Source organism: Eisenbergiella porci, from assembly GCF_009696275.1.
In the GTDB taxonomy this organism is placed as follows: Bacteria; Bacillota; Clostridia; order Lachnospirales; family Lachnospiraceae; genus Eisenbergiella; species Eisenbergiella porci.
In genome coordinates this window covers 22,381-43,906 of sequence record NZ_VUMI01000015.1, presented here as the reverse complement: position 1 = coordinate 43,906, position 21,526 = coordinate 22,381, and the positions used below count along the sequence as shown (strand labels likewise).

Sequence of the window (21,526 nt, the reverse complement as noted above, 5' to 3'; positions counted from 1 at the left end):
AACCACACTCTTATTTTTCATATTTCTTCATAAATCTGAGAACCGTTTCACGATAACGCACCGGCTCCACAAAATTAGAGGTTCCATGGGCCGCTTCCGGCACAATAAGCAGTTCCTTCGGCCCTGCGCAGGCAGAATAATTATCCAGCGTCATCTGCGTGGGCACGAACTCATCCTTTTCTCCATGGATAAACAGAATCGGAATGCTGCAGTTTTTCAAAATATCCAGCGTGGAAACATCCTTATAGCCAAAACCCGCTTTCTTCCGGTTCACCGCCTCGGTCAGGTTCATCAGCGGAAACAGCGGCAGCTTAAACTGAAGCTGCATCACATGCCTGAAAATATCGTAAGGGCTGGTAAAGCCGCAGTCCGCAATTATGCCCCTCACATTCTCCGGCAGGCCCAGCCCCACGGCCATAAGCACCGTTGAGCTGCCCATGGAAATTCCTGACATATACAGATTGCAGTCCTTTCCAAAACGGCGCACAGCGTATTCCGCCCACATCTTACAGTCAAACCGTTCCTTAACGCCAAAACAGATATATTTTCCTTCGCTGTCCGCATGGCTTCTCTGGTGGGGCACCAGAAGATGATACCCCTGGTCATGGTAAAATTTAAACAGCCCCGCAAAATCGGAATACCCGTCCGCCCGGTAGCCGTGCATAAGCAAAAGAACTTTATTGCTATCCGTTTGTGCCGGAAGCAAATAGGCTGACAGCCTCAGCCCGTCATAACTTGTGAGCGTGATTTTTTCCGGCTGCTGAGCCTTAAACCAGGCTATACCTTCGTCTATCTTATCACGGAAGCAGTCAAAGGTCAGGCCCTGCCCGGCCTTAAGTTCAGGCACTTTTTTCTTTTTCTTCTTCTTTTTTTTCATTCTTACAACGGAATAATTGAAGAAAAAGGCCACGCCGCCGGCCATTACCGCCGCTGGCAGAGCTGCCGCCGCCGCTATCATCCCTGCTTTTTTCCTGTTCAATTAACTTGCCCTCCTTTTTTATGGCAGAAAGTAACGGTTCCGTCCCCTCACAGCTGCGCCAAAGGCCGGACCGCCGCAAACTGCGATAATATTCTCCCGGCATTTCCGGTTGTCTTTGGTATTCAGTTTATCACTATGCTAAAATCCTTGCAAGCCATCCGTCCGGAATATAAGCCACAAAAAAAACGGCGCCGCCTCAATATTGACATGCTGTCAATTTATGAGGGACGCCGTTTTTATATCAGATATTATTTCCCGGGAATCTGGGGATTCCGTCGAAACCAGACTGCAGGTCGGCATCGGTGGGAATATAATCTTTCATTTCTCCATTATGAAATTTCTCATAGGCCACCATGTCAAAGTAGCCGGTTCCGGTAAGGCCGAATACGATGGTCTTTTCTTCTCCGGTTTCCTTGCACTTCATCGCCTCGTCAATAGCTACGCGGATCGCATGGCTGCTTTCCGGAGCGGGAAGGATGCCTTCCACTCTTGCGAACTGCTCAGCCGCTTCGAATACCGCTGTCTGCTCCACGCTGCGGGCTTCGATATAGCCATCATCGTACAGCTGGGACAGGATAGAGCTCATGCCGTGGTAACGCAGGCCGCCTGCATGGTTGGCGGAAGGGATGAAGCCGCTACCCAGCGTATACATTTTAGCCAGGGGGCAAACCTTACCGGTATCACAGAAGTCATATACATATTTTCCTCTGGTAAGGCTGGGGCAGGAAGCAGGCTCTACTGCAATGAATTTATAATCCTTTCCCCCCCTGAGCACCTCTCCCACAAACGGGGAAATCAGGCCGCCCAGGTTGGAGCCGCCGCCGGCACATCCGATGATGATATCCGGCACGATATCGTATTTATCAAGCGCGGTCTTGGTTTCCAGACCGATAATCGTCTGATGAAGCAGTACCTGGGAGAGCACGCTTCCCAGTACGTAACGGTAGCCTTCCTGCTTGGTAGCCGCTTCCACCGCTTCAGAAATAGCACAACCAAGGCTTCCTGAGGTTCCGGGATGCTCCATAAGAATCTTTCTTCCCACTTCGGTAAATTCAGAAGGGGAAGGGGTAACCTTTGCCCCATAGGTACGCATTACTTCACGGCGGAAGGGCTTCTGCTCATAAGATACCTTTACCATATATACCTGGCAGTCCAGTCCGAAATAGGAACAGGCCATGGAAAGCGCAGTGCCCCACTGTCCGGCTCCGGTTTCCGTGGTAACGCCCTTCAGTCCCTGCTGCTTTGCATAGTAGGCCTGGGCGATGGCGGAATTGAGCTTGTGGCTGCCGCTGGTATTGTTTCCTTCAAATTTATAATAAATCTTGGCAGGCGTCTGCAGCTTCTCTTCCAGGCAGTACGCTCTTACCAGGGGTGACGGACGGTACATTTTATAAAATTTTCTGATTTCCTCCGGAATGTCGATGTAGGCATCCGTATCATTCAGCTCCTGCTTTACCAGCTCATCACAGAATACAGGACGCAGCTCCTCAAAGGTCATGGGCTGCAGGGTTGCGGGATTTAAAAGCGGCGCCGGCTTATTCTTCATGTCGGCTCTCACATTGTACCACTGCCTGGGCATCTCCGATTCTTCCAGATAGATTTTGTAGGGAATTTCTTTGTTTGCCATAGTTTTATCTCCTTTTCTTAAATAGACAGACAACCTGACAGGGGAAAGCGCCTTTTTCTTAAGGCGGGTTTTTGATAATGAAAGGGACGGTATCGTTCTGTACGCGAACTAGGGCTTGATTTCACAGGACCTGATTACCTGTAAAAACAAAAAACCGCCTCAGGATCTCCCGACAAGGGAAATTCTTGAGGCGGTAATAATCCTATTATCGCGGTACCACTCAAATTGACGCTTCGTCCACTCTTTCCATACGGCCAGGACTGCAGTCCTGCCATATGCATGCACAACTATGCACGCCGGTCTGATAACGGGTCCGGATTCCCGCCGGCGCCTACTGGGTAAATTACCATGTTCAGGCCGGCCTCAAAAGTCCATTCAGCATGAGTTCCTATACCGCATTTCCACCAGCTGCGGCTCTCTGGGATATTTCCTCCGGATGCTTACTACTCTTTCTCACAGGTTTTTTCTTTTCTGTTACTAACTAACTTATAGCAATTTCAGGAATATGTCAATAGGGAATTTATACTTATTGCCTGCGCTTACAAAGAAAAACGCTTTCCCGCCTCCGCCATGAGGCAGCTCTTCCCGAATGCCATTTTCATCCGGGCAATGGCCAGCGTCCCGGTACAGTGCAGCGGTATCAGATACGTAAAGCCCGCTTCCTTTAAACCCTTAATGGTTTCCTCCACCCGTTCCTGCGGACAGCCGCGCAGATGCATCCCGGCAAGCAAAAGATAAAGCTTTTCTCCGGGAAAGGTCCTTTTTACCTTTTCCACGCAGCTCAGAATACCCGGATGGGCGCAGCCGGCAAAAACGGCCAGCCCCTGAGGCGTGCGGATCACAAGAAGCTGCTCATCTTCCATGGTATCCGGCAGATATCTGCCGTTCTGCAGGATACGGAAGGGCTTTTCCCCCATTTCCGAAGGCACTGTGGTGGAAATCTGTCCCAGCAGATAAATACCGGGAAAAATCTCCTCCTGTTCCCAGGTAAATACCAGAGGCAGTCGTTCCAGCTCCCGCGCATCCTCCCGCCAGGGCACGCCGATACAACGGTTCCCTTTACCATCCCCTGCCAGACACCATTTATCCTCCAGAGCCTTTCCGCTCAGATAGACCGGACAGCTGACCTCTCCGGGAAATTCCGGCAGGCCTCCCGTATGATCATAATGCCCGTGGCTTAATACGATGGCGTCAAGCCCCTCCAGGCTGATACCCAGCTGTTCTGCATTATGTATATAAACGCCGCTCTGCCCCGTGTCAAACAGGATGCGTTTCCTTCCCTCTTCCACCAGTACCGAAAGGCCATGCTCCGCGAGCAGGCCCCGGCGGCTTACCGTATTTTCCGTTAATACCGTAATTTCCATCTCCGCACCTTCTTTTCCTTTAAAATAATAAAGTAAAATTCTCACTTTGCTTTATTTTTTAACAAATATTATCCAATTCCCTTATATACAAATCCAAGAATCAATACCAGTACTGTCAGCGGCACATAAATATACTTTGCCGTAAATCCAAAAGCGTCTGATAATTTTCCCTTATGTCCCTTTTCCAGTTCCTCCCGGATTTTCGGATAGCCCAGCACATAATAAACTGACACGGCCCCCAGGACGGCCCCCAGAGGCACGATGGCGATAGATACCGTATCCAGCCATGTTCCTGTCCTGCTTTCCTCCTCCAGAAATACTCCCACCAGAAAGGTAATGCCGCCGCACAGCAGCGTGGACAGGAACCTGGAAATCCGGAACTGTGTCTGCCAGCTTTCTATAACCGCCTCAAACATATTGATAAGGGACGTGATTCCCGCAAAGCTGACGGAAAGGAAGAAAAAGGCCGCAAACAGTCTTCCCATGGGCATCTGCCGGAAAACGCCCGGAAGCGTGATGAAAATCAGGGACGGGCCGCTGCCCGCATCGATGCCGAAGGCAAACACCGCCGGCATTATAGCCAGCCCCGAAAGCAGCGCCGCCATCGTATCAAACAATGCCGTCCGCACCGAAGCCCCCGGAATATCCACCTTATCATCCAGATAAGCGCCGTATACAATCATGCCGGAGCCTGTAATCGAAAGGGAGAAAAAAGCCTGTCCCATGGCCATAACCCAGGTATCCACCTTCAGAAGCGCCTCCCATCTGGGCACAAACAGGAACTCATAGCCTTTGGCCGCCCCCGGCAGGAAGGCCACCCTCACCGCCAGTATCACAAATAATACAAAAAACAGGGGCATCATAACCTTGCTCACTTTTTCGATCCCTTTGGTCACTCCCGTCAGAAGAATCACGGAAACCACCGCCACAATGATAAAATGCCAGGGAACGCTTCCGAAGGCCCCCGTGGCCTGTGCAAAATACTCCGCAGCATCCGTTTCAAACAGGCTTCCCGTTACCGCCCCTGCAAGGGAACGCAGCACCCAGCCCAGTACAATGGAATAGCCGATAGCAATACCAAGGGAGCCAAGCAGCGGGAACCAGCCCAGCACCTTTCCTGTCTTTTCCCTGTCCCTGGCCGCAAAACAATAGCCATAAGCCCCTATGGTCCCGGTCCGTGCTTTTCTGCCCACTGCAAACTCCGCCGACAGCCCGACCCAGCCGAACAACAGGATAAACAGCAGATAGGGAATCAGAAAGGCTGCCCCTCCGTACTGTCCCAGGCGGTAGGGAAACATCCAGATATTTCCCAGCCCTACTGCCGATCCCACACAGGCAATCACAAAGCCTAACGTTGATGTAAAATTCCCGTTTTTATGTTGTCCGTTACTCATAAATCCTCCGTATTTGAATAGTTGTAACTGTTCAGTACCCCTCTCATTATCCTCGCTGAAGGCATTGGCGATCATGGCGATAATAGGGATGCTCACGCTGTCTTCCTTTCCCGACATGCGTATAAACCTTGTTGCCTGCAGGCCGTCCATGACCGGCATGGCGTATGGATCTCATGGGACATACGGGAAAGGAAATCCGTCTTGGCCTGGCTGACGGCATCCGCCCTCGCTTTCATGGTAAAGGAGCTGATAATCCGGGCCAGTTCCTTGATAAGCCGCTTCTCCTCATCCGTCCATTCATAGCCCTCTTCCTTCTTTTCCCAGCAGAAGGCGCCTTCATACGTCCCCTCATTCCAGAACGCGGCGTGCAGCACGCTGGGCATCATATGCTGATGGAAAATAAGCATTTCCGTACTGGTTCCGTCTGCCGAGTAAACACTGAGGATATGCTCCAGATCCTCCCGGCTTAAGTAAAACGGCTCCGTCTCATGATACCCCATAGCCTTGTCCGCCCACTGGTAAATGCAGGAGACATTCCGGTTCTGCTCATCCGGATACATCCGAAACTCTCCCGTCTCATTATCCACTTCCACGATCCACATGCCAATCCGGCCGGTCTGCAGTACTTCCTTCAGCCAGTCGGCCTTATAGAGCTGATTTTCCAACCCGTCCCTGTTATCCATTGCCCCTCACCTTTTCCTACCGTATCTGTCCTGCAACAAACTTTCTGATCCTCTCCGCTTTCTGGAGGCCGCTGATATCTTCACGGAATAATATCCCCAGCTGCCCGTAGACACAAAAGGAAGCTACCGTTTCCGGATCCTCCACCGCAGTGAGACGCCCCAGCTTCATCTCCTCCGTGATCGCATCCGTCACATGAGGCACCAGCCGCTCCGCCACCTTCAGCGAAAGCTTCTGATAGACGCCTTTTTTTGTCCGGGCTGTTAAAAATTTTATAATAATAGCTGTCGTCATCCTCAATATGGATGAAAGACTGCGTACTCATGACCTTTTCCCGCAGCGTTGTCCGACCGTCCCTGATCGCTTCCCCCATCTGCTCAGCCAGCCGTCCGGCATAATTTTCCAGCGCCCCGTCAAAAAGTGCATCCTCCTGCCTTCTTTCCTCCGATGCCTTTGAAACGCGCATTTCCCCTTCCCTCCTTACAAGGTAAAGCCAGGCTCGTCACCCGGCACCGAAAATTTTTCCGTTTATGTCTTCAATTGTCAGTCTTTCCAGCCTTTCATAGCAGCGGCGATCCAGCTGATCGTAAATTCTGTCAAGAAGGCCGGCCATCCCCGAAGCCACAAGGCAGTCCATATCCTGGTTCCCGCTCTTCCAGGAGGAAGAAACAAACCTGGCCTCCACCGCCTGCGCAATCATGCTAAGCGTCACCTTATCCGCAGGCCCGTTGAATAAATAGCCTCCATCCAGCCCTTCCCTGGTAGTTACCAGCCCCGCTCTTTTCAGCTTCGCCATAACCTTGCGCACACGGGCCGGATTGGTACATATATTTTCCGCCAGCACCTCGCTGGAAACCATTTCCCCCTTATGGTTTAAAAAGGTAAGCGCATGAACCGCCATGCCAAACTCACTTGTCATATCTGCTCCCTCACATTTTTTAATATCTGAAATAACTGTCCTTTACAGTTATTGCCTGAAAACAATATCATATCACATTCCGCCGGTTATCTGAATAACTTTTTTTGCACTGCGGATACTAATTGTCACAGTTCATCCGGGACTGTATTGTAACTGCCGGCAACTGAGAAACAACACCGCGGCCCCTATATGGCAGGCCGCTTTGGAAAGAAAGGACATTTGACCATGGATAATAACGAGATACCGGATTCTGCACTGGCAAAAAATGCGCTGGACAGCATTCCGCAGACCAAAAGTGATGCAAAGGATATCGTGGGTCTTGTAAAGGAAAGCGGCCGTATCACCGGCTATCAGCTCTCCGACGGCTCCACGGTTTCCAGGGAAGAAGGCGTTGCCCTGGCAAAGGACGGAGAAATCAGGGGCGTCGGCATCGCCCACCGAAAGGATACCGAATATCTGAAATCCATCCCTGACGAAACAGAAAACAACAACTTAAGCTCCCTACCCTCCGTTACCCCGGAATAAAATACTTCCTGGCAGGACAATGCTTCACTGATTAAGGCGCGCGGGCTTTATGCCCGCCGCCGGGTTCCCGGCGTTTTACCTATCCGTCCTTGTTCCATACGGCCTGGAAAAGCAGTAACAGTTTTTCCCTTTCCTTTTCGCCTCATACATGGCGCGATCCGCCGCATTAAACAGATCCACAAACTGTCTTCCGTCCTCCGGGCGCCTGGAAATCCCTATGCTCACGGATAATGGCGGTATCCCCTGCTCCATGCCCAGCTTCAGATGCTGCATCAAAAGCTCTGCCTTCTTTCCTGCCAGTGGATTTCAACCTCTGTGGCCAGCTTGTTGCGCAGACCGGTCAGGCCGTCTGTCTCCGACATTTCCAGAAGATACTCCTCATGCCTTTTTTGTTCCTCAATGTCCGTAATCTTACCAACTACGGAAGAAATGGTTCCCTTTTTGTAATCATAGCGGTACTGGATCAGCGTCCAGAAATAATTATCCCTGTCAGGATACATCAGCCTGACGCGGACTTCATTTTTATCCTTCTTCAGCCGACCGGAAAACAGCTGGCTGACTTCCTCAATATCACCGCCGTAAATATATCTGTTCCCCATATTTTTCAGGAAATCCTTCTGCACCAGGCCATGAATTCTGAAAAGCCTGTCCGCATTGGGAGTAAACCGGATAATATCACGCCGGATATCATAATCAAACAGCACCGTATCGGAAAACTGGTAGAATGAATCGTTGTCATCGTACACCATGCACATATTGGTAAAAATCGCTTTTTCACTTCTGTCCATTTTATCATCCTGCTTTTTACTTAATCAGCCGTAACAGTTCAAACAGGGACCGGGCTGTTACAATCAGTATTCATCCGTTTCCGCATCCAGGCCCGTATCCATGCTGCCCGAACGGAATCCCTTCAAGTCAAGTGTAACATACAGAAAGCCCAGCGCTTCCAGTCTGGAAACCAGATCTTTTCTGTGTGCCAGTACCGCCGGCATATCCTTTTCGTCAACTTCGATTCTGGCAACCTCCCCATGCACACGGATGCGCACGTTATAAAGTCCCAGGCTGCGCAGATAAGCTTCCCCCTGATCCACCTGTTTCATTTTATCCATATTCAGCCTGGTTCCATAGGGGAAACGGGTGGCCAGACAGGGGGCTGAAGGCCGGTTGGAAACGGAAATCCCATATTCCCCGGCAAACTTACGCACCTCCTCCTTGGCGATGCCAAGAAGGGCCAGCGGGCTGGTAATGCCCAGCTCCCGGATCGCCCGGATGCCGGGACGGTACATCGTCAGGTCGTCTGCATTGGTTCCCTCCACAATCACCGGGACGCCCAGCTCCTGCGCCTTCTTCTTCATTTTCTGAAAAAGAAGTTTTTTGCAGCGGTAGCAGCGGTCAACCGGATTGTCTTCAATTCCGGCCTCCGCCAGCTCGTCTACGGACAGAATCACATGGACGGCCCCCATTTCCTTTGCCACACGTCCTGCCACCTCAATATCCTCCGTCGGGTGAAGGGCGGTCTGTATGGTAACCGCATATACTTTTTTCCCGGTCTGGCCTGCGCTGTCACAGGCGGCCTTCAGCAGGAGGCTGCTGTCCACGCCTCCTGAAAACGCCACCATGATATCCTCTCCGGCAAGCTTATCCATCATTTCCGTCAGTTTCTGTCTCTTTTCCTCTGTCCCTTCCATGAATACTCCTTTTAAAAGACTTCCTTTTAACCGTGCAGCAAATACGCCGGCATGTCTGCGCATCCCCTGTACGGAGCGTGTCCGGACATTTATTCCGCAGGCTGCACGTCCTGTTTTTCCGGACAGGCCGACTTTATCATTTCATAAACCTCCATAAAGGGGCGTTTATGTTCCCTGCTCAGCCTGGCGGCATCCGCATATTCCGGATAGTATCTGTTTTCCCCCTCCAGCCTGCATACCTTTACGGATGCCTGGCCCAGAGGTGTGCCGACCTGTATTACCTCTCTTGGCAGCACAGTCCTTTCCATACATAGCCTGCGGATGCCGATGGTAGTGGTTTCCGCAAAAATAACCCGTTCCAGCCTGTCCGCATCCTCTTCGGAGCAGATAACATTCAGCTGGTAGGCAGGGCGGTTCTTCTTCATGAACACGGGAATGTAATGCACATCCCTCGCTCCTTCTTCAAACAGCCTGTCCATGACATATCCCAGCATCTCGCCGGTGCAGTCATCGATATTTGTTTCCAGCTTGCAGATGGTATCCTTTCTGCTCTCCTCACCGTGGATCAACATCGCCCGCAGTATGCTTGGGCGTTCGTAGCTGCGTTTGCCCGCTCCCATTCCTGTTTTCACTATGGTAAAGGCTTCCGGAAGCTTATCATCCGTCTTCACCGCAGCCACAATGGCCGCTCCGGTGGGTGTGACCAGCTCTCCCTGAATTTCCGTCAGCTTCAGCTTCAGCCCGTTGGCCCCGGCAATGTTTGCAACCGCGGGTACCGGTACGGGAATCATGCCGTGCTGGCATCTGACAAAGCCGCTGCCTTCGCAGAGCAAGGGCACCACAGCCCTGGTGATATTCAGATTATCCAGGCACACCGCCGCCGCTACGATATCGACAATGGAGTCCACCGCGCCCACCTCATGAAAATGGACCTCCTCCGCCGGAACGCCATGGGCGGCTGATTCCGCTTCCGCCAGTATCCGGAAAATGCGGCAGGCAGTTTCCTTTGCCCGGTCTGAAATTTCAGCATGATCTATGATATGAAGGATTTCCTTCAGGCCGCGGTGCTCATGATGATGATGGTGATGTCCGTGATGTTCTCCGTTGCCGTAAAGATACTCCATATCATGATCATGGTTCTCATGCGCCTCATCCAGCACCACATTAAAATCACATACATCCAGCCCTGATTTCACAACCCTTTTGATTTCAACGGAAAAGCCGCTAAGCGGCAGGCTGGAAAGCGCCCTGCGCAGCACCTCCTCGTCAGCCCCCAAATCCAGCAGGGCCGCCACCGTCATATCACCGCTGATGCCGGAAAGGCATTCCAAATATAAAATTTCGTCCATTTATGCTCCTGTCCGCCTGCACCCGCAGGCTCCGTTTTTCTGTCCTCTGCCGTATATTATACACCATCACCCTGCCGTACCGCCAGCCTGTTGATCTGCGTCGCCATATAACCTGCGCCGTAGCCGTTGTCGATGTTGAGCACCGCAATCCCGTTGGCACAGGAATTAATCATTGTCAGAAGCGCGGACAGCCCGTGCATATTGGCGCCGTAGCCTACCGAGGTGGGCACGGCCAGCACCGGATTGCTCACCAGCCCGCCGATGACGCTGGCCAGCGCCCCTTCCATCCCCGCCACCGCAACCACGCAGTTGGCGCTCTGTATCACATCCAGCCGGGACATCAGCCTGTGAATACCGCTCACTCCCACATCATAAATACGGTCTACATTTGAGCCGAAATATTCCGCCGTCTGCGCCGCTTCCTCCGCCACGGGAATATCCGCCGTACCTGCCGTGCACACGGCAATCCTGCCAATCCTCTTCTTCCCTTCTTTTTCAATCTTGAGGATGTGGGAAATCTCATCATACTGTACCTGGGGAAATTCCTTCTTAATCAATTCGTACTGAGAAAGCGACGCCCTCGTTCCCAGCACCTCCCCTTCTTCCTCATACAAATGTCTGAAAATCTCCTTCAGATGGGCATCCGCCTTGCCGCTGCAGAAAATAACCTCCGCGAAACCGGAACGCAGCTTTCTGTGGGAATCCAACTTGGCATATCCCATATCCTCAAAAGGCTGACGCTTCAGATAAGCCTCCGCTTCCTCCAGTGACATTTCCCCGTTTTTAAACTGCATTAAAATTTCCTGTGTATCCATTCGTCTTCTCCTGTCTGCCTGTTTTCAACAACTCCGTTCCCTGCAGCCCTTTCAGTTCCACCTGCCTGGTGCATACGTAATCCAGAAGCTCCCGGCTGTGGCTGACCACCAGCATGCCAATCTGCCGCCGTGCCGTCTCCTCCATGAGGAAATTCCATATCTGCCCCTGGGTAATCAGATCCAGCATGGTGCTGATTTCGTCCGCAATCAGATACCTGGTACGCCTTCCCAGCGCCCTGGCAATGCAGAAACGCTGCAGCTCCCCGCCGGACAGTTCCTGGGGAAAGCGGCCCTTCCAGTCTTCTTCAATCCCCAGCCCTTCTTCCAGCCTGCGGTCAATGCCGTCGCCCTCCGCCAGCGTTTTGCGCAGTGTAAGGCGGGGGTTCACCGCCCTTTCCGGGTGCTGCCAGACCATCTGCACCGGACAGTAGCCTTTTGCAGGAAGCGGTTTCCCATCCACAAGTACACGGCCTGCATCCGGCTGCAGATATCCTGCCAGTATTTTCATCAGCGTCGTTTTTCCATAACCGCTGGGCGCAAGCACGCCCACCCGCTCCCCGGGGCCCACGCTGAGGCTGACGCCCTTGAGCACCGGCGGTTCTCCCTTTTGATAGGAGAAAAAAATATTTTCAGCTTCCAGCATGTCCATTGGCCTCCTTTACCGCCGATTCCAATCCCTTTCCATGGTGGTGATGGGAATCATCCTCCCTGCATTTGATGCAGCGCACCGTACCGCAGCGCACCACCCGTTCCGGAATCTCCCCCAGACATTCCGGAGAGAAATCCGGACACCTCGGCCCGAATACACAGCCTTCCGGCAGATCCTTGACATAAGGCTGCACACCGTCAATGGGAGTAAAGCCGTTCCGGGGCATGGCCCTCCATAAAGCCCTGGTATAAGGGTGGCGCAGCAGCTCCTGGGAGGCAAAATCTCCCACCAACGCTTCCTCCACCGTTGTCCCCGCATAAAAAACGGCGATTCTGTCCGCCACCTCCAGCGCCAGTTCGATATCATGGGTAATCAGCAGCACGCCGTTTCCCGCATCCGCAAACCGCCGGAAATCCTCCATCGCTTTTTTTGCCAGCGCCAGTTCCATGCCCGGGGTCGGCTCGTCCGCTATGATCAGCCTTGGATTTTCCATCAGGGCCGTTGCCAGGAGAATCCGCCGGCTCATTCCGCCGGAACAGGCAAAGGGGTATTTTTCCGCCGTATCCTCCGGCAGGCCATACTGTGAAAAAAGCGCCTGCTGCCGCTTCCCGGCTTCCCGATCCTTCCTTCCTCCACGCACCTGCTTTCCCACCTTCATCAAAGGGTCCAGGTAAGTGACGCTCTGGGGCACCAGCGCAATCTCTTTTCCCCTGATATGCGCAAGCCTCTTTGGCGTCAGCGGCTCCTGAAGGAAATAAATATCCCCGCCGCACCGTGCATTGGAGGGAAGCAGCCCCATGACCGCGTGGGCAAGAAGGCTTTTCCCTGAGCCGCTGGAGCCTACCACCGCTACGATTTCCCCTTCATGCACCGCCACGTTCAGCCTTGATATGACCGGAAGATCCACCTGTCTCGTCCCCTTGTCATACTGCCGGAAGGAAACGGACAGATCCCTGATTTCCAATATATGAAATTTCTCCGAACAGCTCATGTTCCGCCTCGCTTATTTCTGAAAATGTTATTTCTAAAAATGTTATTTTTGGAAATGCAGCTTACCCTCACAGTTACCGCCTAAGCCTCCCTATTCCTGCACGCTGGACGGATCCAGCAGCCTCCTGAGCGCATTCCCCGCCACGTCAAACAGCTCTACCGTCAATACCAGCATGACGCCGGGAAGCACGGCAAGCCACCATTTCCCCGTAATCAGGTACCTCATGCTTTCCGACAAAATGACGCCGATGGCAGGCTGCTCGGAGGTAAGGCCGAAGCCAAGGAAGGTGATGCTGGCCTCATGCAGGATGGCATGGGGAAACATCAGTATCAGCCCCACCGCGAACTGGGGAAAAAGATGGGGCAGCATATGCCTTACGGCAATGGTAAGCTTTCCCTGTCCCAGCCGGGCCGCCGCCTGAATGTATTCGCTGTCCTTAAGCTGCATGACCTCGCTTCGGATAACTCTGGCCAGGGACGGCCAGTGCGTCAGCGCCACACCTAACACCACGCCCTTAAAGCCCTTTCCAAAGGCAAAGGAAACCAGAATCAGCAGAAGGATATGGGGAATTCCCATAATGGTGTCAATCAGGAAGGAAATCACAGCGTCCACCCGGCTCCCCAGCACGGTGGACATGATACCCAGCGCCAGAGCGATGCAGGCGCTGATTCCCGCGGTGCACAGTCCGATGCGGATGCTCATGGAAAGCCCTGTCAGAGTGCGGGCCAGCATATCCCGCCCCAGCCAATCCGTACCGAACAGATACAATCCGCAGGGACGCAGGTTTTTTACGCTGAAATCCGTCTTTCGCGCTGCATCATGGCAAAGCATTCCGGACAACGTCACCGCCGCCAGGAAAAGAAGTGCCAGGCCGAAAACCAGCAGGGTTCTTTTTCTCCGGTTCATGAAGGCTCCCCTCCCTTCCTCATACGGGGATCGATCACACCGTAAAGCACATCGGCAATAAAATTACCAAGAAAAACGATGCCCGCCGTCACCAGCGTAATTCCCATCAGCAGCGGCACGTCGCTCCCCATACCCGCCGTAACCGCCGCCTGCCCCAGGCCCGGATAGGAAAAAACCTGCTCCACCAGGACGGAGCCGCCGATGATTTCACTGACGGAAGCGAACTGGAGCGTCATTGCCGGAAGCAGGATGTTGCGCAGGCCATGCCTTTTTACCATGGTCCAGGTACTTTCCCCCCTTGCCCGGGCAAAAAGCATATAGTCGCTTTCCATGACATCTATCATTTTTTCCCGGGTATGCAGCGTAATTCCCGCAACGCCTGTAATGCTTAAGGTAATTGCAGGGAGCACGGCATGGCGTACCCTGTCAAAAAAGGTCACCCCCGACGCCTCCACGCCGATTGGCACGCTTAAGCCGATGGGAAGCACCTTCAGCCACACGGCAAAGACAAGAAGCAGAAGAAGCGCCAGCCAGAACACAGGCGTACTGGAAATCAACAGGGAATAGCCTCTGATCACCCTGTCGATCCAGGTTCCCCGGAAGATACCGGCAAGCATCCCCAAAAGCAGTCCCAGGATACCGGAAATCAGCCAGGCAATCACCATAAGGAACAGGGAATTGGCCAGCTTCACGCCGATCACCCGGGAAACCGGCTGTCTGTAAAGCAGGGAGGTTCCCATATCCCCGGAAAGGAAAGCCTTTGCCCAGTTCAGATAGCGGCGTACCGGAGGGGTGTTCACCCCCCAGTACTCCTCCAGCCGGGCCTTCTGCTCCTGGCTCATGGCGCCCAGCGCCGCCTGTCCCACATTGGCCTGCAGCGGGTCAATGGGCGACATGCTTACCAGGGTAAAGGTTACAATGCTCACCGTGACCAGAAGCAGAAGCATTCTTATGAATTTTTTCCCGATTCGTCTTATAAGACGGTTCTCTTTCACGTTTATTTCCACTCCCACTGATCCACATTATTGACGATTGACCATCCATGCCCATGAGGATGGATTTTCTGTCCGGCCACCTGCAGGCCGTCCCTTACATAATAAAGATGATCCACATTACAGAGCCATACCCAGGGGATATCCCCCTCCTGGGTAACTCCGGTTTTCCCGTCCCACTGTGCCTTCTGCCACAGCTCATAGGTGGATTCCAGATCCCCTGCCTTCAATGCACCATCCATGTAATTATCCACTGCTTTATTGGAATAAGGAGAATATTCCGCACTTCCTGTGGCCGGAAGGGTATGGTAAATATTATAAAGCTCCATGGGGGTATGCGCCCCCCATCCCCATACCAGGGGCTGCGCCTGCGCCTTATCATAAGCCACATCCCAGCCTGCGCCCTCCGTTGTCACCTCAATGCCAAGCTCCCTTAACTGGTTTGCCAGATCCTCGGCCAGGGCCTGGCGCACCGAATCCCCGGGGGTATACATCACCGAAAAGGCCGCCCTCACCCCGTCTTTTTCCCGGATGCCGTCACTGCCTTGCGTCCAGCCGGCTTCCTCAAGCAGCTGCTTCGCACCGTCCGGATCATATGCCACCTGCGCCGATGGATTATACCAGGGCATCTTGTCACATACGCTGTAGGCCGGCGTACCATAGCCATTGAGCACATTGTCAATCATTTCTTCACGGTCAATTCCTATATTAATGGCACGGCGCACCGCCGCATCGGAGGTTACCGCATTGCCAATGGGTTTACCGTCCCGCTCCTGCGGTGATACTGTGGGAAGGTTAATCCCCCTGTTATCCACGCTGGCCACCCGGAGCAGCTGATAACCGTCAATCACCTGATCCGCATAGGACGCCGCCGTATGCGCCACATCTGCCTGGCCGGCCATAGCTGCTGCCAGCGCCGCATCCTCATCCATGAACAAAACGGTAAGCTTTTTGATTTTGATTTCCTCGCCATAATAATCCGGGTTCGCTTCAAAAATCACCTGCTGCCCCTTATCCCACTGCTTCATAAGGTAACGGCCCGAGCCAATAGGGTTCTGCCCGTAATTCTCATCATAAGCATGCTCCGGCACAATTCCCACAATAGCCATGGTATAAGGCCAGATGGAAAAAGGCGTATTCATGTGGAATTCCACCGTAGTATCATCCAAAGCCACAGCTTCCTTCAGCATGGTAAAATCATTAACGCTGCTGTTCTGTACACAAAGGTTGTAGGTAAAAGCCACATCGGAGGCTGTCAGCGGCTCTCCGTCCGTAAATTTCACATCGTTCCGTATTGTTACCGTCCAGGTAAGCCCATCCTCGCTGACAGAGTAATCCGTGGCCAGATCTTTCCCTATTTTTAAATCTGCCGTGGTAGTCGTCAATGTGCTCTGGATCAGCGGCTCATGCACATGCTCACCCGCACCCCAGCCATAAACAGGATCAAAGCCCGCCTCCGGCTCCGAGGTGGACGGCATGGTTACAATTACGGAATCCTTTGCCTGCCCGGATTCCCCCTGGGCGCTCTCAGCCGCCGTTCCCTGCGCTTCTGCTGCCTGTCCTGACTGTACCGGGTCCTGCTGCACACTGCTGCCGTTTTCCGCACTGCTGCCGTTTCCCATGTTGCCGTTTTCCGCACTGCTGCCGCAGCCGGACAGCGCGGCTGCAGCAAGGCTCACAGTCAAAATAAATGCTACTATTGTTTTCTTTTTCATTTGTCGTTGTCCTCCCATTTGTGTCAGATATTTCTTCCCGGAAGAGCTTCCCGGAAAAACATACGCCGGATTTTATACATGCTATTTCATCCACACATCCGTTCGGGCGCCAAACAAAAACGGATGCCGTGAAGTATGCTTCCCTTAAGGAATCCAACGCCTTCATGGCATCCATAGTTCCATCATTAAAATTATTATAAAAATGCAGGAAGCACCGCTGCTTCCCAGATGTTCAGCGAATTGTACCTGTATATGCAGAAATGAGGGAACTGTACTTCGGTACATTATATGCATTCTTGGAATGCCGCCCTCCTGCCAGCTACAGTTATTAAGTATAGATCCGCATCCTCCGGCAGTCAATATTTTCCTGCCCGGCCTGATGTAATTGAAAGATATACAGCCCTGTCTGAACTGTTACATGTAATTCATTTTATCACCTGGAGCAGGCTCCAATACAAATGAATTTTTTATGTCTGTTTTATGAACAAATTATGAATTGCACATTTCGATTATCCCGACAAATACTGTCCTTTTTCAGGATCTTAATGCATGCTCTTTATCTGTTCCAGATGATCTCAGGGTCAATATGCGCCAGATCCTCACAGCCCGTATGTGCCATCATCCCTGCAAGCTCTTCCGTAATGGATTAGATCTTTTCCCGCACTCCCTCAGGACCTTTCTCTCCCAGGGGCCCCATGAGCGCTCTTCCCACACAGACCGCATCCGCGCCCAGCGCCAGCGCTTTCAGGACATCCGCGCCGCTCTCAATGCAGCAGTCCACGAAAACAGGAATCTGCTTCTGTATTACTTTTGCAATAGAAGGCAGGATTTTAAACGGAGGCACTGCGTAATCCATAATTCCATGGTGATGGGAAACCACGATTCCCTGCACTCCCGCCTCCAGGCATTTATATGCGTCCCGCTCACTCAATACGCCTTTTACAATAAACGGCAGCTTCGTCGCCTTTACGAATTCCTTCAGCTCCTCCAGGGATTTCGCCTTCATCTGCATGCCGCAGACGTTATCATAGGTTCCCTTCCAGGAAAAAGCATGATCCATGTCCATCCCCACCGCCAGGACACCGCATTTTTCTGCATGTCTGATCCGGCTGATAATATAATCGTTGTCTTCATAGGGCTTGATAATCTTAATTGTCCGCGCCCCTGTGGCCGTGATTCTTTCCAGCTCCTCTTCATCACCCATGCCGGCCCAGTTTACGGTTCCGGCCAGATGCGCGCCTTCCGCCAGTCCGGCCATCCCTGTCTCATGTACATTATTCAGGTGGGACAGGGCGGCTGTCATTACCGGCGTGGCAAACGTTTCCCCGTAAAGCTCCATTTCCGTCACCGGCAGCTTTCCGTCCAGATGACGCATTTCCAACAGCAGTGAGTCCATATATTCCCTCGTGATTCTGTTGGAATCTCCGGGATTGGTTCTTTTTTCTTCTCCCATTTTTAATTCCTCCCTATGTATTTATTGCTTTATAACGAACTTATAAAGGCAGTAAACCTAAGCTAACCTGCTCTTGGCAATCCGCAGAACCACTGCTGCTACGATACACAGTACAGTGATAATACTGCTGATAATTGCTTTCTTCTTCATTTTTTAATTTCCTTTCTTTTTTATTTCAACGGACACAGCCCTTATAACGCCGTGCCCCTCTTCGGCACAAATAACCGGGACATATCCACGCCTTCCAGTTCAAGCAGCTTTATTTTGGCAGGAATACCTCCCGCATACCCGGTCAGGCTGCCATTTGCCCCTACTACCCGGTGGCATGGAATAATAATGGAAACAGGGTTATGCCCCACCGCACCGCCGATTGCCTGGCCCGACATGCTTGTTCTTCCCATCTTTGCAGCCATTTTCTTTGCGATATCCCCATAGGTAATCACCTCACTATATGGAATTTCACATAAAATACGCCATACCTCCTGACGGAATTTGCTGCCCACAGGCGCTAGCGGCAGTTCGTCTGCCACGGGCTTTTCCCCATCAAAATAGCGGTCCAGCCAATCCTTCGTCCTGTCGAATACAGGCATGCCGCTTTTTTCCGTCATGCCGTCCATAATGGTATTCCCATGATATTTCTGCACCTCCAGCCATACCCCCACAAGCTTGCTGCCGGTCAAATCACAGGCCAGGGTCAATAAGCCCACAGGAGAAGGATATGTTGTTGAATAATACATGCTGCTCCCCTTTTCTTCCTATTATAAATACTCTTCCCGCCTAAAAAGTCTTGTCAAACTCCTTCACCTCTTCACGGTGCAGATCATCATTGTAGATATCGGATTCATAATATCACCCGCCCTTTGCCGGAAGTAAATAACCCGGAATCAGCTCCATTGCCATAAAGGCGGAAAAATTATATCCCTCACAATCCGAAATCCCATACACAGAAGCTTCCTTAAATCCAAACTGCGGATAATACTCCGGCCGGCCGAAAAATAGAATGGCTCCATGACCCTCTGCTTTTGCTTTTTCCAGCATCCCGTTTATAAGCGCCTTCCCTACACCCTTCCGCTGATATTCGGGCAAAACGCTGAGAGGGCCGAAATTCAGGACCGGCAGCGTTATTTCTTCTTTTCGGACCACCGCTTTGCTGCATATAATGTGCCCAACCACCTGCTGCTCCACTTCTGCAACCAGGCTTAAAGACAATATTCTCTGCCTGTTTTTCCAGAAAAACTTAAGTGCGGCAAACAATATGAACAGAACAAATCCCGGCTCCCGCATACTCCGGGACCCGGAATCCTTTATCCTAACTTTGCATCTGTTCGTGATCAATGATGCCCTCATTCTCCTTTTTATTCCTGTACATACATGCGTCGGAACGTTTAAGGGTATCATTAAGCGTCTTATCCTGCGCCGCATCATAAAAAGCGTAGCCGGCCGAAATACTGATATCAAACCTTCTGCTCTGGCTCTCCTGCTCTGCCATAACGCGGATTTCCCGCAGCATATCCTCTACCTCTTCCTGCGTTACGTCCTGGATCATTGCGATAAACTCATCTCCGCCGATCCGGTACAGCACACATTTGCCATAGATAGCATCCTGTATGATACCGCTGCTGACTCTCAGATAATCATCCCCGCATCCATGCCCGAAGGTATCATTCACATCCTTCAGCCGGTCCAAATCGAAGGAAAGTATGACCAGCCCCTCTTTTTTCCCCTGCTGTTCCCGGTTGTGCAGATCCACCTCAAAGGCATTCCTGTTTTTCAGTCCGGTAAGCATGTCCGAATTGAATATATCCCTGTAAGAAGGATTGGAAATCCTCCGGAACAGAAGCACCGCAATCACAGCGGCCACAATACAGGACATCAAAATCACCACAGGCGTGGCTATTTTCATAAACCGGAAAGCCTGATATTCCGTCCCGGCATCGAATTCGATTCCCAGCACACCGATAACCTGCTCCCCGTCATGCATCGGAAAATAGGAAATAAAAACAGGCCCCCATGTCGTCTTGTTAATCTGGCCGGGGAACACGGTCTCTCCCGCCATCGCCCGTTTCATGTCCGCAATGCACTCAGGCTCTATGGCATCCCCCACATAACGGAAATCAGGGCTGTCTTCAGAAAGACCATCCACCAGATAAATAAAATCACCGTCCTTTGTCACTTTGGCAGTATAAAGATAACGTACCCCCGTGGCCTTTCGCGCAGCTTCCAGAATTGTGTGGGAACTGTCGTAAACCGGCTGCTCCCCGTCCTCTTTTACATTCAGGTCATAAAACATGCTCACATCCAGATAATTTTCCAGGTATTTATGTATATTTTCAGCCCGTTCCTTCAGCGCGGTAATCATACTGCCGTAGGAAAGACTGTAATTAACCAGGAAAATCAGCCCGCAGGCAAACACCACAATGACAGCCGTCATGAGGAAAACCTGCACATCCACCCGGTTGAACCGAATCTTATGTCCCTTGTTTTTATTATTCAAAATTCGTACCCTCTCCTCTTATGTATACTCCAGCCCCTTCACTTTAAACATTCTTACTGGAATTATAGCATACTGTGGTGAGAATTGGTAATGATACTTGACATTTTTTCATTCTTCTATCGCTCCGCAGACAGCAGTCCGCCCCCGCCTGAGGGATAAATTTCCAATTACGTTGTCCCCAAAGCCTCCGTTAAGCACCATGCTGATTATGGACGCCGCCACAATCGTCTGGGATACTGATTTTTTCCGCATACCGAAGGGCAGGGCAAGAAGGCTGATGCCGCAGAGCAGAACGCCCTCCAGAAGGATCCCCGGCACCGCTTCCGCAGCCATCTGCAGGGAAATATGCTGGGGGACCATGTTTTTCCAGTTGTTAATCAGGGTTACCGATACAATATAAACAAGATTAGACACCGTATACCCCACGAAGGTAATCAGGGAAACCAGCAGCAGCCTGCTGATTTCATCAAAGGGCAGGTCCTGATAAATACGGAGCCCCGCCAGCTCGCTTCGGCAGATTTCGCACACATCGATTTTCGCCTTCTCCATCTGCAGCTCGCCTGACTCCATTTTGCCAAATCAAAAAAGAGCAGCAGCATATCCAGCACATCCCTGGTTTTGGCATATATTTTTTCCACCTTTGTCCTGACGGCAGGCGCAAGGTTTTGCTCCGGAGCCAGCAGCATCTCCGCATATCCGTACACCACGGTGAGGGGCGTTTTCAGATCATGGGATATATTAACAAGCATCCGCCTGCATCTGTTATCAGCAAGCGATTCAGCTCACCCCTATGTTTAAAAATGTATATTATTGTGAACAATTCTTAAAATGGAAGAAAAACCTTTATTTACCTGCCTATATTTGCTATAATCAGATAAGTAATGCCATTTTGGATCTGTCGAAAAAAGCCCTGAAATGGGACATTACAGGTGTTTTTTTGTGGATACTGGTTCCATAAAACTTCCTGTTTTAACTTAAGGAGGCA

At 51.7% G+C, this 21,526-nt stretch carries 24 protein-coding genes and 1 other annotated feature; of the genes, 1 reads left to right on the top strand and 23 read right to left on the bottom strand.

Going from position 1 to position 21,526, the window contains the following annotated elements; genetic code table 11:
- Positions 1 to 10: 10 nt before the first annotated feature.
- From FYJ45_RS10990 to FYJ45_RS10960, 7 genes are all read right to left on the bottom strand, one after another.
- Positions 11 to 979 (bottom strand): alpha/beta hydrolase, encoded by a 969-nt coding sequence (locus FYJ45_RS10990; RefSeq protein WP_154464615.1) that lies wholly within the window; start codon positions 977 to 979, stop codon positions 11 to 13.
- Positions 980 to 1,220: 241 nt separating this feature from the next.
- A complete protein-coding gene (locus tag FYJ45_RS10985) occupies positions 1,221 to 2,606 on the bottom strand; it encodes a TrpB-like pyridoxal phosphate-dependent enzyme (protein ID WP_154464614.1) in 1,386 nt (461 codons plus the stop codon).
- A 183-nt stretch (positions 2,607 to 2,789) separates the two neighbouring features.
- Positions 2,790 to 3,072 (bottom strand) — a binding site (T-box leader).
- A gap of 73 nt (positions 3,073 to 3,145) precedes the next feature.
- Positions 3,146 to 3,970 carry an MBL fold metallo-hydrolase gene (locus FYJ45_RS10980; protein WP_154464613.1) on the bottom strand — a complete coding sequence of 275 codons (825 nt, stop codon included), beginning with the start codon at positions 3,968 to 3,970 and terminating at the stop codon, positions 3,146 to 3,148.
- A 68-nt stretch (positions 3,971 to 4,038) separates the two neighbouring features.
- Positions 4,039 to 5,364: a sodium-dependent transporter gene (locus FYJ45_RS10975; protein WP_154464612.1), complete on the bottom strand. Its 1,326-nt coding sequence runs from the start codon at positions 5,362 to 5,364 to the stop codon at positions 4,039 to 4,041.
- Positions 5,365 to 5,456: 92 nt separating this feature from the next.
- On the bottom strand, positions 5,457 to 6,047 hold the full coding sequence (locus FYJ45_RS10970; protein ID WP_154464611.1) for a hypothetical protein: 591 nt from the start codon (positions 6,045 to 6,047) through the stop codon (positions 5,457 to 5,459).
- Between the two features lie 16 nt (positions 6,048 to 6,063).
- Positions 6,064 to 6,339: a hypothetical protein gene (locus tag FYJ45_RS10965; protein WP_154464610.1), complete on the bottom strand. Its 276-nt coding sequence runs from the start codon at positions 6,337 to 6,339 to the stop codon at positions 6,064 to 6,066.
- A 208-nt stretch (positions 6,340 to 6,547) separates the two neighbouring features.
- Positions 6,548 to 6,964, bottom strand: a complete 417-nt coding sequence (locus tag FYJ45_RS10960; RefSeq protein ID WP_154464609.1) for an RrF2 family transcriptional regulator — start codon at positions 6,962 to 6,964, stop codon at positions 6,548 to 6,550.
- 225 nt (positions 6,965 to 7,189) lie between these two features.
- Between FYJ45_RS10960 and FYJ45_RS10955 the strand changes: the two genes are divergently transcribed.
- Positions 7,190 to 7,489 carry a DUF3892 domain-containing protein gene (locus FYJ45_RS10955; RefSeq protein WP_154464608.1) on the top strand — a complete coding sequence of 100 codons (300 nt, stop codon included), beginning with the start codon at positions 7,190 to 7,192 and terminating at the stop codon, positions 7,487 to 7,489.
- 75 nt (positions 7,490 to 7,564) lie between these two features.
- Here FYJ45_RS10955 and FYJ45_RS10950 read toward each other — a convergent pair whose 3' ends face one another.
- The 16 genes from FYJ45_RS10950 to FYJ45_RS33125 form a co-directional block, all read right to left on the bottom strand.
- Positions 7,565 to 7,762, bottom strand: coding sequence for a diguanylate cyclase domain-containing protein (locus tag FYJ45_RS10950; RefSeq protein ID WP_235930764.1), 198 nt, complete (start codon positions 7,760 to 7,762; stop codon positions 7,565 to 7,567).
- Complete coding sequence (locus FYJ45_RS10945; protein WP_154464606.1) at positions 7,762 to 8,277, bottom strand: hypothetical protein; 516 nt, start codon at positions 8,275 to 8,277, stop codon at positions 7,762 to 7,764. Before FYJ45_RS10945 ends, FYJ45_RS10950 begins: the two co-directional genes overlap by 1 nt.
- Before the next feature lie 63 nt (positions 8,278 to 8,340).
- The gene (larE, locus tag FYJ45_RS10940; protein WP_154464605.1) at positions 8,341 to 9,177 is read right to left on the bottom strand and encodes an ATP-dependent sacrificial sulfur transferase LarE; all 837 of its coding nucleotides are present in this window, start codon (positions 9,175 to 9,177) and stop codon (positions 8,341 to 8,343) included.
- A gap of 89 nt (positions 9,178 to 9,266) precedes the next feature.
- A complete protein-coding gene (gene larC / locus FYJ45_RS10935; protein WP_154464604.1) occupies positions 9,267 to 10,526 on the bottom strand; it encodes a nickel pincer cofactor biosynthesis protein LarC in 1,260 nt (419 codons plus the stop codon).
- A 56-nt stretch (positions 10,527 to 10,582) separates the two neighbouring features.
- Positions 10,583 to 11,341 (bottom strand): nickel pincer cofactor biosynthesis protein LarB, encoded by a 759-nt coding sequence (gene larB, locus FYJ45_RS10930; protein ID WP_117544703.1) that lies wholly within the window; start codon positions 11,339 to 11,341, stop codon positions 10,583 to 10,585.
- A complete protein-coding gene (locus FYJ45_RS10925; protein WP_117544704.1) occupies positions 11,310 to 11,984 on the bottom strand; it encodes an ABC transporter ATP-binding protein in 675 nt (224 codons plus the stop codon). The genes larB and FYJ45_RS10925 overlap by 32 nt, the downstream gene beginning before the upstream one ends.
- Positions 11,971 to 12,981, bottom strand: coding sequence for an ABC transporter ATP-binding protein (locus tag FYJ45_RS10920; RefSeq protein WP_025491331.1), 1,011 nt, complete (start codon positions 12,979 to 12,981; stop codon positions 11,971 to 11,973). The genes FYJ45_RS10925 and FYJ45_RS10920 overlap by 14 nt, the downstream gene beginning before the upstream one ends.
- 90 nt (positions 12,982 to 13,071) lie before the next feature.
- Complete coding sequence (locus FYJ45_RS10915) at positions 13,072 to 13,887, bottom strand: ABC transporter permease (protein WP_154464603.1); 816 nt, start codon at positions 13,885 to 13,887, stop codon at positions 13,072 to 13,074.
- Positions 13,884 to 14,834, bottom strand: a complete 951-nt coding sequence (locus FYJ45_RS10910; RefSeq protein ID WP_154464666.1) for an ABC transporter permease — start codon at positions 14,832 to 14,834, stop codon at positions 13,884 to 13,886. Before FYJ45_RS10910 ends, FYJ45_RS10915 begins: the two co-directional genes overlap by 4 nt.
- A 50-nt stretch (positions 14,835 to 14,884) precedes the next feature.
- Positions 14,885 to 16,594, bottom strand: a complete 1,710-nt coding sequence (locus FYJ45_RS10905) for an ABC transporter substrate-binding protein (RefSeq protein ID WP_195841778.1) — start codon at positions 16,592 to 16,594, stop codon at positions 14,885 to 14,887.
- Positions 16,595 to 17,240: 646 nt separating this feature from the next.
- Positions 17,241 to 18,047, bottom strand: a complete 807-nt coding sequence (locus FYJ45_RS10900; RefSeq protein WP_321170218.1) for an alpha-hydroxy acid oxidase — start codon at positions 18,045 to 18,047, stop codon at positions 17,241 to 17,243.
- Between the two features lie 191 nt (positions 18,048 to 18,238).
- Positions 18,239 to 18,784 carry a methylated-DNA--[protein]-cysteine S-methyltransferase gene (locus tag FYJ45_RS10890; protein WP_154464602.1) on the bottom strand — a complete coding sequence of 182 codons (546 nt, stop codon included), beginning with the start codon at positions 18,782 to 18,784 and terminating at the stop codon, positions 18,239 to 18,241.
- 112 nt (positions 18,785 to 18,896) lie between these two features.
- On the bottom strand, positions 18,897 to 19,256 hold the full coding sequence (locus tag FYJ45_RS29570) for a GNAT family N-acetyltransferase (RefSeq protein ID WP_195841777.1): 360 nt from the start codon (positions 19,254 to 19,256) through the stop codon (positions 18,897 to 18,899).
- A gap of 100 nt (positions 19,257 to 19,356) precedes the next feature.
- Positions 19,357 to 20,541, bottom strand: coding sequence for a GGDEF domain-containing protein (locus FYJ45_RS10880; RefSeq protein ID WP_154464600.1), 1,185 nt, complete (start codon positions 20,539 to 20,541; stop codon positions 19,357 to 19,359).
- A 108-nt stretch (positions 20,542 to 20,649) separates the two neighbouring features.
- Entirely contained in the window at positions 20,650 to 21,090 is a 441-nt protein-coding gene (locus FYJ45_RS10875; RefSeq protein ID WP_154464599.1) for a hypothetical protein, read from the bottom strand.
- Positions 20,976 to 21,290 carry a histidine kinase dimerization/phospho-acceptor domain-containing protein gene (locus FYJ45_RS33125; protein ID WP_154464598.1) on the bottom strand — a complete coding sequence of 105 codons (315 nt, stop codon included), beginning with the start codon at positions 21,288 to 21,290 and terminating at the stop codon, positions 20,976 to 20,978. Before FYJ45_RS33125 ends, FYJ45_RS10875 begins: the two co-directional genes overlap by 115 nt.
- Positions 21,291 to 21,526: the final 236 nt, after the last annotated feature.